The organism is Vibrio sp. 10N.239.312.C11, assembly GCF_041466065.1.
Taxonomy (GTDB): Bacteria; Pseudomonadota; Gammaproteobacteria; order Enterobacterales; family Vibrionaceae; genus Vibrio; species Vibrio tasmaniensis_A.
The window spans coordinates 97,015-112,764 of sequence record NZ_JBFSRZ010000010.1 but is presented as its reverse complement, the minus strand read 5'-3'; the positions used below and the strand labels follow the sequence as shown (position 1 = coordinate 112,764).

The following is a 15,750-nucleotide window of genomic DNA, read 5'->3' as shown; positions in this document are numbered from 1 at the left end:
CGATGGTAGTGTGGGGTTTCCCCATGTGAGAGTAGGACATCGCCAGGCTTTAAATTTGAACACTTGTCAGCGACGACAAGTATTCCACTGCGGAGTGGTAGTTCAGTTGGTTAGAATACCGGCCTGTCACGCCGGGGGTCGCGGGTTCGAGTCCCGTCCACTCCGCCACTTATTCAGAGATTCAGCTCTTTAAAACTGAAATAGGGGTGTAGCTCCAATTGGCAGAGCAGCGGATTCCAAATCCGCGTGTTGGGAGTTCGAATCTCTCCACCCCTGCCATATTTAAGGCTCTAGCAGAAATGCTAGAGCCTTTTTGCTTTCTGAATATAATATACAACGTAGGTGGAGCTGCGGACTCCCGACTTACCAAAACAGCGCACGCGGGAGTCTAAGCCTCCACTCCTAGCATATCTAAGGATCTAGACTGCGCGTTCCGGCAGAAATGCTAGAGTCTTTATTATTCCTGTCATCTTTAGAAGTAACGCTAAAAGCCCCAAGTACTCCTTTAGCTATATCTATCTGCTCAACACTCATTTTGCTCTGTAGTTCTGCTAATAAATAACTAATGCTATAGCAACGATACGTTAAGTCTCGTTATTTCAGCTTTCAGGTGAAAGGTTCAAGCCTTTCGATTTATGCTTATAAAACTTGAGAATGGTTTATTAGGTAGACTCGCGAGTGCGCATGAGAATGAGTTATCTGTGTGGCTTAACTCCCTGAAAGAGTTTTGCCCAAATTTAATGTTCACCCCGCGTTAAGGCTTTTGAATACTCCAATAACAGTGCATCAACTACCCAAGGTAAGTTCTATGTTCCTTCAGCTAGCGTTCTAGTAAGGAAATCGGTGGAGCTGACTTTCACTAGGTATAAAAAAAGCCACCTACAGTAGGCGGCCTTGGTTGATCTATTTAGATGTTAATCTAGCTCTTTCTCAGCTTGTTTCGCTTTTTCTATCATTGGAGTGATTGTTGATCCTTGAACCAGAATAGAGAACACAACAACAGCATAGGTCATAACGAGGATTATCTCTTTAACATCTATTGCTTTGTCTTCAATCACCCAGATACCTGAAGGGATTGAAAGTGCCATAGCTAGAGCTAAGCCTCCGCGTAGACCACCCCAAGTTAGAATCTTAGTCGACCATGGGTTGTAAGTTCTAAAGCGTTTAAATCCAATATAAGACAAGAAAACACTTAGATAGCGTGCACTCAATACTAGAGGGACTGCGAACGCCATCAAAATCCAATCTTCTTGGTGGAACTTGAATAGCAGCATAGACATACCAATCAATAAGAATAGTACGCCATTTAAGAACTCATCTATTAATTCCCAGAAATGGTCTAGGTGATCCTCACTTTCCTTAGAAAATCCGATGAAGCGTGTCCAGTTGCCTATCATGATACCAGATACCACCATTGCTAATGGTCCAGATACATGCAGAACCTCTGCAAAAGCATAACCAGCTGTAGGAATACCGATGGTTAATAGCAACTCCATCGAGTGGTCATCTGTGTTGCTGATTAGATAGTGGAATATCAAACCTAGAACAAATCCGTAGACGATACCGCCAATAGCCTCTTGGACGAATAACATGGTCACGCTACCTACAGTCGGAGCTTCTGTGCCGAACGCAATGGTAAATAGGGTTACGAAGATAACTAGGCCAAAACCATCGTTGAATAGAGATTCTCCCTCGATTTGAGTAGAGATTCGTCTGGGAGCATCGAGCTTCTTCACTATTGCTAATACAGCTATTGGATCGGTTGGAGATATTAGAGAACCAAACAGTAAGCAATAAATTAGGTCAAATTGAATACCGATAAATTGACAGAACCCATAAAGTACAAAGCCAATAAAGAATGTCGAAAATAGTGTAGCACCAAGAGCGAGTACCGTTATTTCCCATTTCTGATCTTTTAGATTAGGTAACTTAATTCCCAAACCACCTGCAAAAAGTAAGAATCCCAGTATTCCTTTTAGGAGGAAGTCTTCAAAGTTGATACTGGCAACGGTTTCTGAGGCGATGTCAGCCAATTGGAACCAATTGTTTTGTCCCGCAATGATAATCAATAGAGATAGCATCATTGAGCCAGCTGTGATGGCGATGGTTGTCTGCATTTTACCAATTTTGGTATTAACGAAAGCAATAAGCATGGCTGCAGCGGACAAGAAGCATAAGGTGTAATAGACCGACATTGGGATTCCAATATGTAACAAAATATGAATATTAATTCTCGTTCTCTCATGCTCAAATAGCAAACATTTTTTTGTCATGACTTGGTCATTTACTTTACGTTTTAGACGTCTAGACTCCTTTCGAATGTGTGATAGGATGGAGAGATAATTAAAGGAATGAGGTTGTATCGTGGGAAGTAATGTAAGGCAAAAGATTGACGCTCTGTTGAAGCAACGAATTTTACTGATTGATGGTGGCATGGGTACCATGATTCAGGATTATAAATTGGAAGAGCAAGACTATCGCGGTGAGCGATTTGCTGATTGGCATAGTGACTTAAAAGGTAACAATGACCTTATGGTACTTACGCAGCCTAAGCTTATCAAAGATATCCATATGGAGTATTTGGAAGCCGGTGCTGATATCCTCGAGACCAATACCTTTAACGCTACAACCATCGCTATGGCCGACTATGATATGGAAAGTCTTAGCGAAGAAATTAACTATGCTGCTGCTAAGTTGGCTCGTGAAGCAGCAGATGAATGGACAGTGAAGACTCCTGATAAACCCCGTTTCGTGGCGGGTGTGTTAGGTCCAACTAACCGAACTTGTTCTCTCTCCCCAGATGTTAATGACCCGGGCTATCGTAATGTTAGCTTTGATGAACTTGTTGAGGCTTACTCTGAATCGACTCGTGCGCTTATCAAGGGCGGTTCAGACTTAATTCTTATTGAAACTATCTTCGATACGTTAAACGCGAAAGCGTGTGCTTTTGCGGTTGAATCTGTCTTTGAAGAAATGGGTATCATTTTACCGGTTATGATCTCCGGTACTATCACAGATGCATCTGGTCGGACGCTTTCCGGACAAACAACAGAAGCATTCTATAATGCCCTTCGTCATGTAAAACCTATCTCATTTGGATTGAACTGTGCATTAGGCCCAGATGAATTACGCGAATATGTCGGTGAAATGTCTCGTATCTCCGAATGTCATGTTTCTGCACACCCTAACGCGGGTTTACCTAATGCATTTGGTGAGTATGACCTTTCTCCCGAAGATATGGCTGAACACGTCAAGGAATGGGCTGAAAGTGGTTTCTTGAACTTAATTGGTGGTTGTTGTGGTACGACGCCAGAACATATACGCCAAATGGCAGAAGTTGTTGAAGGTGTAACACCGCGCCAATTACCAGATTTACCCGTCTCTTGTCGTCTCTCTGGTTTAGAGCCATTGACGATATCCAAGGAATCTCTATTTGTTAACGTGGGTGAGCGAACTAACGTTACGGGCTCTGCTCGCTTTAAGCGCCTTATCAAAGAAGAGCTATATGATGAAGCTTTGAGTGTGGCTCGAGAGCAAGTTGAGAACGGCGCTCAAATTATCGATATCAACATGGATGAAGGGATGCTAGACGCTGAAGCGTGTATGGTTAAATTCCTTAATCTATGTGCTTCTGAACCTGAGATCTCGAAAGTGCCAGTCATGGTCGACTCTTCAAAATGGGAAGTTATCGAAGCGGGTCTGAAATGTATTCAGGGTAAAGGGATCGTTAACTCGATCTCATTGAAGGAAGGGAAAGAGAAGTTTGTCGAACAAGCGAAACTGGTTCGCCGATATGGTGCTGCCGTTATCGTGATGGCGTTCGATGAAGTTGGCCAAGCTGATACTCGAGAGCGTAAGGTTGAGATTTGTACTAATGCCTACAATATTCTGGTTGATGAAGTGGGCTTCCCACCTGAAGATATTATTTTTGACCCGAACATTTTTGCTGTGGCGACAGGTATTGATGAGCATAACAACTATGCGGTCGATTTCATTGAAGCTGTAGGGGACATCAAACGAGACTTACCTCATGCGATGATTTCTGGTGGTGTATCGAATGTTTCGTTCTCATTCCGAGGTAATAACTACGTTCGTGAGGCTATCCACGCAGTATTCCTATACCACTGCTTTAAAAACGGTATGGATATGGGCATCGTAAATGCTGGGCAATTAGAGATTTACGATAATGTCCCTGAGGATTTACGTGAAGCCGTTGAAGATGTGGTTCTAAACCGCCGAGATGATTCCACTGAGCGCTTGCTAGATATCGCAACTGAATATCTAGAGCGTGCAGTTGGAAAGGTTGAAGATAAATCTGCTTTAGAGTGGCGTACCTGGCCAGTAGAAAAACGCTTAGAGCATTCTTTAGTTAAAGGTATTACCGACTTTATTGTTGAAGATACCGAAGAAGCTCGTGTTAATGCCTCTCGCCCTATCGAGGTGATAGAAGGCCCATTAATGGATGGTATGAATGTGGTTGGTGACCTCTTTGGTGAAGGTAAGATGTTCCTTCCTCAAGTGGTGAAATCTGCACGTGTTATGAAGCAAGCGGTAGCCCATTTAGAGCCATTTATCAATGCAACCAAAGACGTAGGTGCAACTAACGGAAAAATCTTACTTGCGACCGTAAAAGGCGATGTTCACGATATTGGCAAAAATATTGTGGGCGTTGTCTTGCAGTGTAATAACTACGAAATTATCGATTTAGGCGTGATGGTTTCATGTGAAAAAATCCTTAAGGTCGCTAAGGAAGAAAACGTCGATATCATTGGCCTTTCGGGTTTGATCACTCCTTCCCTGGATGAGATGGTGCATGTTGCGAAAGAAATGGAAAGACAAGGTTTTAAACTGCCTCTTCTCATCGGTGGAGCAACCACATCTAAAGCGCATACAGCCGTTAAGATTGAACAGAACTACTCCGAGCCTGTGGTCTACGTAAACAATGCTTCACGTGCGGTGGGTGTGTGTACTTCGTTGCTATCTAACGAATTGAAACCTGCATTTGTTGAGAAGTTGGATATTGATTACGATCGCGTTCGCGATCAGCATAATCGTAAGAAGCCTCGTACTAAACCGGTCACTCTTGAAAGAGCACGTGCTAATAAAGTCGCTATCGATTGGGATGCTTACACGCCACCGGCACCCGCTAAACCGGGAGTTCACATCTTTAATGATTTTGATGTGGCAACTTTGCGTCAGTACATCGACTGGACTCCATTCTTTATGACATGGTCATTGGTCGGTAAATACCCTGCAATTCTTAATCATGAAGAAGTGGGCGAGGAAGCGAAACGCTTATTCAAAGATGCCAACGATTTATTGGATCGAGTACAGAAAGAGAAGTTACTTGAAGCTCGTGGGATGTGTGCGATGTTCCCTGCCAACAGCGTTGGCGATGATATCGAAGTGTATACCGATGAATCTCGTACTGAAGTGTTAAAGGTTTTACACAACCTTCGTCAGCAAACCGAGAAGCCAAAAGGTTTTAACTACTGTTTGTCTGATTACATTGCGCCGAAAGATAGCGGTAAAGCGGACTGGATTGGTGGCTTTGCAGTGACTGGTGGTATCGGCGAGCGTGAGCTTGCTGATGAATACAAAGCCAACGGTGATGACTACAACGCGATTATGATTCAGGCGGTTGCTGACCGATTGGCTGAAGCGTTCGCTGAATACCTGCATAAAGAAGTGAGAAAGGACATTTGGGGCTACTCGCCGGATGAGGAGCTGTCTAATGACGATTTGATTCGTGAGAAGTACCAAGGTATTCGTCCAGCTCCAGGTTACCCTGCTTGCCCAGAACATACAGAAAAAGGAACGTTGTGGGAGTTGATGGATGTTGAAAAAGCGATCGACATGTCACTAACCACGAGCTACGCGATGTGGCCTGGTGCTTCAGTGTCTGGTATGTATTTTTCACATCCTGATGCCCGATACTTTGCAATTGCACAGATTCAACAGGATCAAGTGGATAGCTATGCCGACCGTAAAGGTTGGGATATGTTGGAAGCTGAGAAGTGGTTAGGCCCAAACATTAACTAGTTTGAATCTATAACGAGCTTTGATTCGTAACGTAAAAAAGAGAAAGGGTTGCTTAATAGCAACCCTTTTTGTATCTGTAATTTAGTTATTTATCTGTCGATGATAAACGGACTATCTACTCAAATAACTCTTGATGAAGTTTTTGAATCGCCAACTTAGACACAGATTCATCTAGCAAGAAGCATAGGTTGTGTGGGCTTGCTCCGTAACAAATCATACGTAGGTTGAAATCTTCTAGAGTGCCGAATACCTGCTTTGCATAGCCTTTGCTTTCGCTCATGTTGTTACCAATAAGAGCAACGAGGCATAGGTCGTGCTCAATATCTACGGAACACAACTCTTCAAGCTCAAGGCGAGCGGCTTCTGGTAACTCAGGAGCACCACCAGAGGTATCGGTTTGATCGAGAGTAAGTGAGACACTGATCTCTGAGGTAGTGATAAGATCGACTGAGATCTTATGTTTAGCCAGGATCTCGAATACCTTAGCCAAAAAACCATAGGCATGGAACATGTTAGCGCTGCGTAGCGTAACCATGGTTTGGTTGCAGCGTAGGGCAAGCGCTCTGAACAGAGGAGAGCTTTCAACTTGTTGACGAATCCATGTTCCACCGAGCTCTGGCGCTTTTGATGAGCCGACAAAAACCGGGATTTGATGGCGTAGTGCAGGAACCAGAGTCGAAGGGTGTAATATCTTCGCACCAAAATTTGCCATCTCAGAGGCTTCACTGAAGCTGATCTCTGGGATAGGGGATGCTTTCGGTGCGATGCGTGGATCTGTGGTGTAGATGCCTGGAACATCAGTCCAGATCTCTAAACCAATCGCTTGTACTGACTCGGCAATTAGTGCAGCAGAGTAATCACTGCCGCCGCGACCTAACGTTGTGGTGTTACCTTCGCTATCGGCACCGATAAAGCCTTGGGTAACGACAACTTGCTGTTGGCATAGTGGAATCAATTTCTGCTGTGCTAAAGCTGCAATATCCTTTAATTGTGGTTCTGCTTTACCGAAGTCATCATTGGTGCGCATCACTTCTCTGATATCAAAACGAACAGCGGGTGTCCCACGTTCACGAATGATCTGAGTCAGAATATGTGTCGACATCAGTTCACCACATGCCACTAGGTGATCGGTGAGTTTGGTACTGGTTTGGAATGATGCGGCCTCTGCAGCGCTCGCAATGTCATCCAGAATACAGTGAACTTCTTTTTCAATGCTAATTGGGTCAGCTAGCTGAGCAAGAATCGTATTATGAATATCGGTTAACTGTGTCACTAGTTCTTGGCGACGAGTTTTATCTTGAACACCATTCGCGAGTTCAACAAGCAGGTTAGTCACGCCAGAGCATGCGCTACTCACGACCAGTTTCGTATTTGAGTTGTTTTCAATAATGGCAGCACAACGGCTCATTGCTTCAAAGTTGGCAACACTTGTTCCACCAAACTTAGCGACATTAAAAGAACCAGCTACATTAGATGCACTCACGATATATCTCCCACGATTTCCTAAAATAAAATTACTGTTGGGTAATCCAACGTCCGATGTTTTTCGAAGAGAGTTTTAGAGCAAAAAAGAGAGGAATTATTAGAATAGTAACCTCAGAAGCTCTTCACCATATAGAAATGGCGACAGTTAACGGGATTCAGCCCGCTCAACCGATAATAAAGGTCCTGCATCCTTTTATTATCTCGGCACTGCTCCCCATGAATGTTTTGTATTGGAAATGCGGTTCCACAAAACACCTGCCTGGGCAGTGCTCCTCTTCTGCTAGATAGCCATTTCATTGAACGTGTTTGCGCAAATAATGTCAATCCGTAACGTGAGATAATTGAAAAATAATTTTAACAATTATGTGACACTGGTTTGACCTCAATACTTATGGCTAATTGCTGAGGTAATCAATTTGCTTTAGGGTGGATTGTTCACAACATTAACGTAAGGGATGTACATGTCTAATTTAACACTCACTGCTGCTATCGATAGCTTTTATCCGCCACACCGAACGTTAATGGGGCCGGGGCCTTCAGACATTTCTCCTCAAGTTTTACAGGCCTTAAGCCGTCCAACCATTGGTCACCTTGACCCGCTATTTATTGCGATGATGGATGAGCTTAAACAACTTCTCAAATACGCTTTTCAGACGGAAAACGAATTTACGATTGCCGTTTCTGCTCCAGGCAGTGCGGGCATGGAAACCTGTTTTGTTAATTTGATTGAGCCTGGTGAAAAGGTCATTGTTTGTCGTAACGGTGTTTTTGGTGAGCGTATGCGCGAGAATGTTGTTCGCTGCGGTGGTGAAGCCATCCTTGTTGATGACGAGTGGGGTAAGCCCGTTTCAGTTGAAAAGGTAGAAAAGGCATTGGCAGAAAACCCCGATGCTGTTGCTGTCGCATTTGTGCATGCCGAGACGTCTACTGGCGCGTTATCGGATGCTCAAGCTATTTCAGCAGTAGCTCGTCAGTTTGATGCATTGTCGATTGTGGATGCGGTGACATCATTAGGTGGTGTGCCATTGTTGGTTGATGAATGGCAACTCGATGCGGTTTATTCAGGCAGTCAGAAGTGTCTGTCTTGTGTACCTGGTTTATCTCCCGTGACGTTCTCTCAACGTGCTGTCGATAAAATGAAAGCACGTCAAGCTCCCGTACAAAGCTGGTTCTTGGATCAGAGCTTGATATTAGGTTATTGGAGTGGACAAGGTAAGCGTAGCTATCACCACACTGCGCCTGTGAACAGCCTATATGCTCTGCATGAGTCGTTGGTTTTATTGAAAAATGAAGGCCTAGACAATGCGTGGTCTCGTCACTATGCGATGCACCAAGAACTTAAAGCTGGCGTAGAAGCTTTGGGGTTGGAATTTGTGGTTGCTGAAGAGAGTCGCTTACCTCAATTGAATGCGCTTTACTTCCCTGAAGGGATTGATGAAGCCAAAATAAGAACGCAGCTGTTAGAAGAGTATAATCTTGAAATCGGTGCTGGGTTGGGCTCTCTGGCTGGGAAGGCTTGGCGTATTGGTTTAATGGGTTATGGCGCTCGAAAAGAGAATGTCGCTTTGTGCTTAAAAGCGTTGCAAGATGTTTTAACATAATGCTAATAAATTGAAGTTTAAAAGAAAAGCGCACGAGAGATCGTGCGCTTTTTTGTGCCTAACCGAAAGATCAGAAATGGTGCTTTAGTTCTGAGAGCTAAACATCACTCAGTAGACGACAGGTTATCTTCTTCTTGTGATACTTTCTTATACTGAACCTTTGAAAAGTCTCGATTTGGGAACAAGAAGCTCGCTTCACTGCGAATTTGTTCTGCTTTGCTGTGATCGCCCAAGCCTTGATACGCGAGAATCAGGTTGCTGTAGAAAGCAGGCCTTGGCTTACTCTTTATGATCTCTAACGACCACTCTATATAAGGCTGGATCAGGCTAGGATCGGCTTTGTAGAGGCCGATATTTAGAAAGGTACTGTACACGTCCCAATCATAGCGATCTTTCCATACTACGGGGTTCGTTACCTGCTTAAGAATATCTGGGTTTTTCGGCTTAGACATTTCAAATTTAGTGAGCACATAATTGGTGTGTAAGGCACTCAGCATGTAAAAACTCACCAAGATAGGAACGACTAAGCTCGACACTCTGAATAGGGTTTTACTGACGATACTAAACGGCTGCTGATAGTGGCGAGAAGCCCGTTGGTCGACCCAGTAAATCAAAATGATAAAGGTTATCCAGTGAATCGCCGAGTGGTAAAAAGGATACTCAAGCTGAGAATGTAAGAGTATCGGTATAAATAGTGCGAGCAGTGCTAGACGTGTTCCTTTCGCTGAGCTTGCTATGCGTGACATCACCAACACTGCAGCAATCAAGATCCCGATGATTGTTACTATTCCGCCTTCAACCCCCCAAAACAGGAACTCATTGTGTGGGTGATCCATTGCAGGAAGGCCGGGATGATAATTTGAGTTAAGTTGATGTTGGCGGGCTGTGTATAGCGTGTATTCGGATTCGAACTTTCCGTAGCCATAACCGGTAAATGGTTTTTCGATCATCATATCGAGCGCTTGTGGAAAGGTATAAGCTCGTGGACTTTCTAAGTTCGTCCTTTTACTTGCGAGGCTATCAGTTGCACTAAGGCTGATAACCGAAAAAGCGACGACGATACCGACGAGCACTGATGCACACCACCCGTAGAAGCGTTTCTTGGTCGAGAACTTGTATAGATAAGGCAGAATGCATACAAATCCAATGACGGCAGCCAACCATCCGGTACGTGATGCGATGATGATCAGCAAAGGTACGGTTAAGGCTGGTGTTAAATAAAGTAGAAGCGACTCGCTAATTTGGTGATTATATTTAGTTGGTTGCCTTGCTAAAAGATACGCTGACAGCACAAAACCAGTAGCAAGAAAGCTTGCCATTACATTCGGTTGTTGGAATATCCCATATGGTCGGTTTGCAGCAGTGTTGTAGCCAAATAGGTTGCCAGGTTCTAATAGGAAATATTGCACATAGCCAAATAGTGCCTGTATAACCACAGCAAGCACAATGAACCACAACATGCGCTGCTTGTGCTTATTGCTGAACTTAAATTGTTGTAGCACGACGAATAATGCAAAGCCCGCCCACAATCCAAGTAAGCGCCCTGATGCTCCTTGAGGGGCGGCATTGCTGTATAAAATCGGCAGTGTGAGTATGATGCAGCTTATCAGAAAGCCAACGGTTAACTTTGAATATTTGAGTGTTCGGTTAGTGGCAAGCTGGTAGAAGCCAATCGCCAACGTAAAGCTAAGAGCTAACCAAGTGGTTGGATTAAAGGATAAAGCAAGGCCTGAGCCTCCAGGATTGGGCATGAAAAAATGCATGGCTATTAAGAATACAATAGCTAGAGAGGCAAGGAATGCCTTGTTAAGCGGAAGCTGAGTTCTCTGATTTTCTAGCTGGGTACCGCTAGTATGTATTGTTGCCATAAATCCCTAACCTTATAAAAACAGAGCTTGTTCCTTCTGAAACAAGCTCTGTTACTTTAACATTTTTCTGTCTACTCGCAGGGCGCTATTTTACACCTACTTCAAATTTAACATAGGCTTAAGGAAGCGAGCAGTGTGCGAACCTTCGACTAACGCCACATCTTCAGGTGTACCTTCTGCAACAATTTCCCCGCCCCCTTGACCACCTTCAGGGCCAAGATCTAAGATCCAGTCTGCTGTTTTGACGACATCGAGGTTGTGCTCAATCACGACAACCGTATTACCGTGATCACGTAATCTATGTAATACCGTTAACAGTTGCTGGATATCGTGGAAATGTAGGCCTGTTGTTGGCTCATCGAGAATGTATAAGGTTTTTCCCGTGTCTCTTTTAGACAATTCACGCGCTAATTTAACGCGTTGCGCTTCACCACCAGATAAGGTTGTCGCTGCTTGTCCGAGGCGAATGTAGGAAAGGCCAACATCCATTAGGGTTTGCAGCTTACGAGCGATAACGGGTACCGGGTTGAAGTATTCACGAGCATCTTCGACAGTCATCTCTAGAACTTCGTCAATGGTTTTACCCTTGTAGCGGACCTCTAGAGTCTCACGGTTATAACGCTTACCTTTACACACATCACACGGTACATACACATCTGGCAAGAAATGCATCTCTACTTTGATGACACCGTCTCCCTGACACGCTTCACAGCGACCACCACGAACGTTAAAACTGAATCGACCTGGCTTGTAGCCACGAGATCGTGATTCTTGGGTACCTGCAAATAACTCACGAATTGGCGTGAAAATACCAGTGTAGGTTGCAGGGTTTGATCTAGGGGTGCGACCGATAGGGCTTTGATCAATATCGATCACTTTGTCGAAATGCTCTAAGCCTTTTATCTTTTTGTGCTGTGCCGGAACCGCAGTGGTTGCACCGTTTAATTGAGTGTGAGCAACTTTAAAGAAGGTGTCATTGATTAGTGTTGATTTTCCTGACCCCGATACCCCCGTAATACAGCTGAACAAGCCTACAGGGATTGTCGCAGTGACATTCTTTAGGTTGTTTCCTTTCGCGCCAACGATCTCGACGACCTTTTTCTTGTTGATAGGCGTTCTTTGTTTTGGTACCGCAATTTCTTTGGCGCCGCTCAGGTATTGCCCTGTTAAAGAGTTCGGATTTTCGATGATGTCTTGCATGGTACCTTCTGCCACCACGTGACCACCATGAACACCTGCGCCTGGACCTATATCGATAACATGGTCAGCGCAACGAATCGCATCTTCGTCATGCTCAACAACAAGTACGGTATTTCCTAAGTTTCTTAGGTGAACCAGAGTTTGTAGTAGACGTTCATTATCACGCTGGTGGAGGCCAATCGATGGTTCATCCAGCACATACATAACACCCACTAAACCGGCTCCAATTTGACTTGCTAGACGAATTCTTTGCGCTTCACCACCTGACAGTGTTTCTGCACTGCGTGATAGGTTCAGGTAATTCAAACCAACGTTCACCAAAAAATGCAGACGATCATTGATCTCTTTCATCACTTTATCAGCAATTTGTCCACGCTGGCCGTCTAACTTCAACTCTTGGAAAAATTGTAGTGCGTCAGCAATACTGAGCTGAACGATTTCTGGCAGTGTGGTATCGCCAATAAAGACATTTCGAGCTTCTAATCTTAAGCGTGTACCATCACAGCTAGAGCATGATTTCGTTGATATGTACTTGGCAAGATCTTCACGCACCGCGCTAGATTCAGTGTCGCGGTAACGGCGTTCCAGCGTATTTAAAATACCTTCAAAGGGGTGACGCTTGACTCGGATATCACCACGATCATTGATGTATTTGAATTCAACTTCAGTTCTACCAGAGCCCTTGAGGATGATCTCTTGAGTTTTCTTTGGTAAAGAGTTGAACGGAGCATAAAGGTCAAAACCATAATGGTCTGATAGCGATGTCAGCATTTGGAAATAGTAATAATTTTTCTGATCCCAGCCTTTTATCGCACCTTCTGCAATGCTTAGGTTCTCATCTAAAATTACTCGAGTTGGGTCAAAATATTGTTGAACACCAAGTCCATCACACGTACCACATGCACCAGCAGGATTGTTGAATGAGAATAGGCGAGGCTCAAGTTCTTGCATGCTGTAGCCACACTTTGGACAAGCAAAATTAGCCGAGAACACGATCTCTTCTTGTTCTTTATCATCCATCCAACCGACTACAGCGATACCGCCAGAGAGCTCTAATGTTGTCTCAAACGATTCAGCTAAACGCTGTTGAAGATCTGGGCGAACCTTAAAGCGATCAACGACAACTTCAATGGTGTGCTTCTTGTGCAGTTCCAATGTTGGTGGATCGGACAAATCACAGGTCTCGCCATCAATACGGGCACGGATAAAGCCTTGAGCCGCTAGGTTCTCAAGCGTTTTAACGTGCTCACCTTTACGTTCTTTGACTATCGGAGCCAAAAGCATCATCTTTGAACCAGCAGGCAGTTCTAAGACTTTATCGACCATTTGACTGATGGTTTGTGCTGCAAGAGGGGTATTGTGATCAGGACAGCGTGGTTCACCGACTCGCGCGTAAAGCAGTCTTAGGTAATCATAGACTTCAGTGATGGTGCCAACCGTTGAACGAGGATTGTGAGAAGTTGATTTCTGTTCTATCGAGATGGCTGGAGATAAACCTTCGATGTGGTCGACATCAGGCTTTTCCATGAGAGATAGAAATTGACGAGCATAGGCCGACAGAGACTCAACATAACGACGTTGACCTTCTGCGTAGAGGGTATCAAACGCAAGTGACGACTTTCCTGAACCTGATAATCCAGTGATAACCGTTAGCTTATCACGGGGTATGGTTAGGTTAATGTCTTTGAGGTTATGCGTACGAGCGCCTCTAATTTCTATTTTATCCATCTCAACAGACCATGTAATTTTAAGTGGCTAAAGTATTACATAGAGTGAGATTTGTGCAAAGTTTTACTGGATAAAAAAACAGTAAACAAAAAAGGGTGACTCAAAGAGCCACCCTTTCTACCAATTTAAACGTTGATTATTAACCCGTTGTCACGCTTCTTTCTTTGTCGAGTGCTTACCTAGTTCGATTTGCTTTTGGTCTTTTTTGTATAGATTTTCAAAGCAGTAGTTTGTTGCTTCGATATAACCTTCAACACTACCGCAATCAAAACGTTGGCCTTTAAATTTGTAAGCCAACACACAGCCTGCTCTTGCTTGTTTTAGCAATGCATCAGTGATTTGGATTTCGCCGCCTTTGCCTGGTTCAGTCTGCTCGATCAGTTCAAAGATATCTGGAGTCAGAATGTAGCGGCCAATGATCGCTAGGTTGCTTGGTGCAGTACCTGGTTCTGGCTTTTCTACCATGTCATCGACACGGAAAAGATCGTCTTTGATCATCTCGCCCGAGATAACACCGTATTTATGAGTTTCGTTTTCAGGCACTTCTTGTACTGCAACGATTGAGCAACGGAACTGCTTGTATAGCGCAACCATTTGAGCCAGAACGCCTTGCTGCTCGTTCACACAAAGGTCATCAGCAAGCACAACGGCGAAAGGCTCATCACCCACAAGTTCACGACCAGTCAAGATAGCATGGCCTAGACCTTTCATTTCGCGTTGACGAATGTAGGTAAAGTTTGCTGCTTCAATCGTCTCACGAATATTGATCAGCAAGTCTTCTTTATTGGTACCGCTAATTTGGTGCTCTAGCTCGTAGTTCTTATCAAAGTGATCCATCAGTGAATGTTTACCACGGCCAGTAACGATGCACATTCCATCCATACCGGCTTCGATAGCTTCCTCTACACCGTATTCAATCAGAGGTTTGTTTACTACAGGCATCATTTCTTTCGGCATTGACTTAGTTGCTGGTAAAAAACGTGTACCGTAGCCTGCTGCCGGGAAAAGGCACTTTTTGATCATGATAAGACCCTTTATCTATAATAATTATTGATTCAACTGATTTGTTGATATTTCTGAGGGCAACTCTAGCATATGTTATGTCGAAATTTCAGCAACAATACCAATGATTACTCGAGCTTCCCTCAAAATTATTGTCAGATTAGAGGCGGAGTGGTTATGCAAGCAAGTTTTGGTTTGCCCATGCAATAGCTTGGACTCTATTTTTCACCGCTAACTTACGGAATATTTGATAGAGGTGGGATTTGACCGTGAATTCGCTAATGAAAAGGTCATCGGCTATTTGAGTATTTGATGATCCTGATTGAAGGCAGCGAATGACTTGGATTTCACGAATAGTTAAATCAACATTGGTTGGGGTCGTATTGGTATTGACCATATTACGATAATAAAACAGAAGTTGATTAGTCACCTTCCTAGGTAGCCAGTTGTCACCATCGATCACTTCTTGAAGACCACGAGCAATCTTGTCCTTTTGTTCAGTGTTGTAAAAGAGTCCTTTTAGTACCCCATAGGTAAGAAGCTCTGAGGTTGGAAGTTGCTGGGGGACATTGAATAAAATGATTTCGTGATTTTTCCACATAACAGTCAGGTTAGGACAAATAACCAGTAGTTGTGGTACCTCTCTATAATCGACGAGCAAGATCCGGTTACTCTGCTTTCTATCAACTAACATTAATTCGTCGGGTGTCATTTTGTAGAGAATAATAGATAAGTGCTTTTCTATCTCCTTTACATGTAGATAGGTATCGTTTGGGTCGATGCACAGAAAGTGTAAAGTGCGAGCGTATCTTGATTTTCTCATT

Annotated in this window: 8 protein-coding genes, 2 tRNA genes and 1 riboswitch; of the genes, 4 read left to right on the top strand and 6 right to left on the bottom strand. The window is 43.9% G+C overall.

The features are described from left to right. Positions 1-91 precede the first annotated feature (91 nt). Positions 92-168, top strand: a tRNA-Asp gene (locus tag AB6D07_RS06910). Positions 169-202: 34 nt separating this feature from the next. After that, positions 203-279 (top strand) — tRNA-Trp (locus AB6D07_RS06905). A gap of 635 nt (positions 280-914) precedes the next feature. On the opposite strand, the gene AB6D07_RS06900 is transcribed toward AB6D07_RS06905, so the two are convergent. Continuing rightward, positions 915-2,195, bottom strand: a complete 1,281-nt coding sequence (locus AB6D07_RS06900) for a sodium:proton antiporter (RefSeq protein ID WP_017102902.1) — start codon at positions 2,193-2,195, stop codon at positions 915-917. 169 nt (positions 2,196-2,364) lie between these two features. Between AB6D07_RS06900 and metH the strand changes: the two genes are divergently transcribed. Further along, positions 2,365-6,042 (top strand): methionine synthase, encoded by a 3,678-nt coding sequence (metH, locus tag AB6D07_RS06895; RefSeq protein WP_017102903.1) that lies wholly within the window; start codon positions 2,365-2,367, stop codon positions 6,040-6,042. A 115-nt stretch (positions 6,043-6,157) separates the two neighbouring features. On the opposite strand, the gene lysC is transcribed toward metH, so the two are convergent. Continuing rightward, on the bottom strand, positions 6,158-7,525 hold the full coding sequence (gene lysC / locus AB6D07_RS06890) for a lysine-sensitive aspartokinase 3 (protein WP_017102904.1): 1,368 nt from the start codon (positions 7,523-7,525) through the stop codon (positions 6,158-6,160). 109 nt (positions 7,526-7,634) lie between these two features. Next, positions 7,635-7,812, bottom strand: a riboswitch (Lysine riboswitch). Between the two features lie 176 nt (positions 7,813-7,988). Between lysC and AB6D07_RS06885 the strand changes: the two genes are divergently transcribed. Beyond that, complete coding sequence (locus AB6D07_RS06885) at positions 7,989-9,128, top strand: alanine--glyoxylate aminotransferase family protein (protein ID WP_017102905.1); 1,140 nt, start codon at positions 7,989-7,991, stop codon at positions 9,126-9,128. Between the two features lie 104 nt (positions 9,129-9,232). Here the strand turns inward: AB6D07_RS06885 and AB6D07_RS06880 are convergent, their stop codons facing one another. From AB6D07_RS06880 to AB6D07_RS06865, 4 genes are all read right to left on the bottom strand, one after another. Then, the gene (locus AB6D07_RS06880; RefSeq protein WP_017102906.1) at positions 9,233-10,996 is read right to left on the bottom strand and encodes a PglL family O-oligosaccharyltransferase; all 1,764 of its coding nucleotides are present in this window, start codon (positions 10,994-10,996) and stop codon (positions 9,233-9,235) included. Positions 10,997-11,092: 96 nt separating this feature from the next. Then, on the bottom strand, positions 11,093-13,924 hold the full coding sequence (uvrA, locus tag AB6D07_RS06875; protein ID WP_017102907.1) for an excinuclease ABC subunit UvrA: 2,832 nt from the start codon (positions 13,922-13,924) through the stop codon (positions 11,093-11,095). A gap of 150 nt (positions 13,925-14,074) precedes the next feature. Continuing rightward, on the bottom strand, positions 14,075-14,947 hold the full coding sequence (gene galU / locus AB6D07_RS06870; RefSeq protein WP_017101387.1) for a UTP--glucose-1-phosphate uridylyltransferase GalU: 873 nt from the start codon (positions 14,945-14,947) through the stop codon (positions 14,075-14,077). A gap of 154 nt (positions 14,948-15,101) precedes the next feature. Next, positions 15,102-15,749, bottom strand: coding sequence for a LuxR C-terminal-related transcriptional regulator (locus tag AB6D07_RS06865; protein ID WP_029222919.1), 648 nt, complete (start codon positions 15,747-15,749; stop codon positions 15,102-15,104). Position 15,750 lies beyond the last annotated feature (1 nt).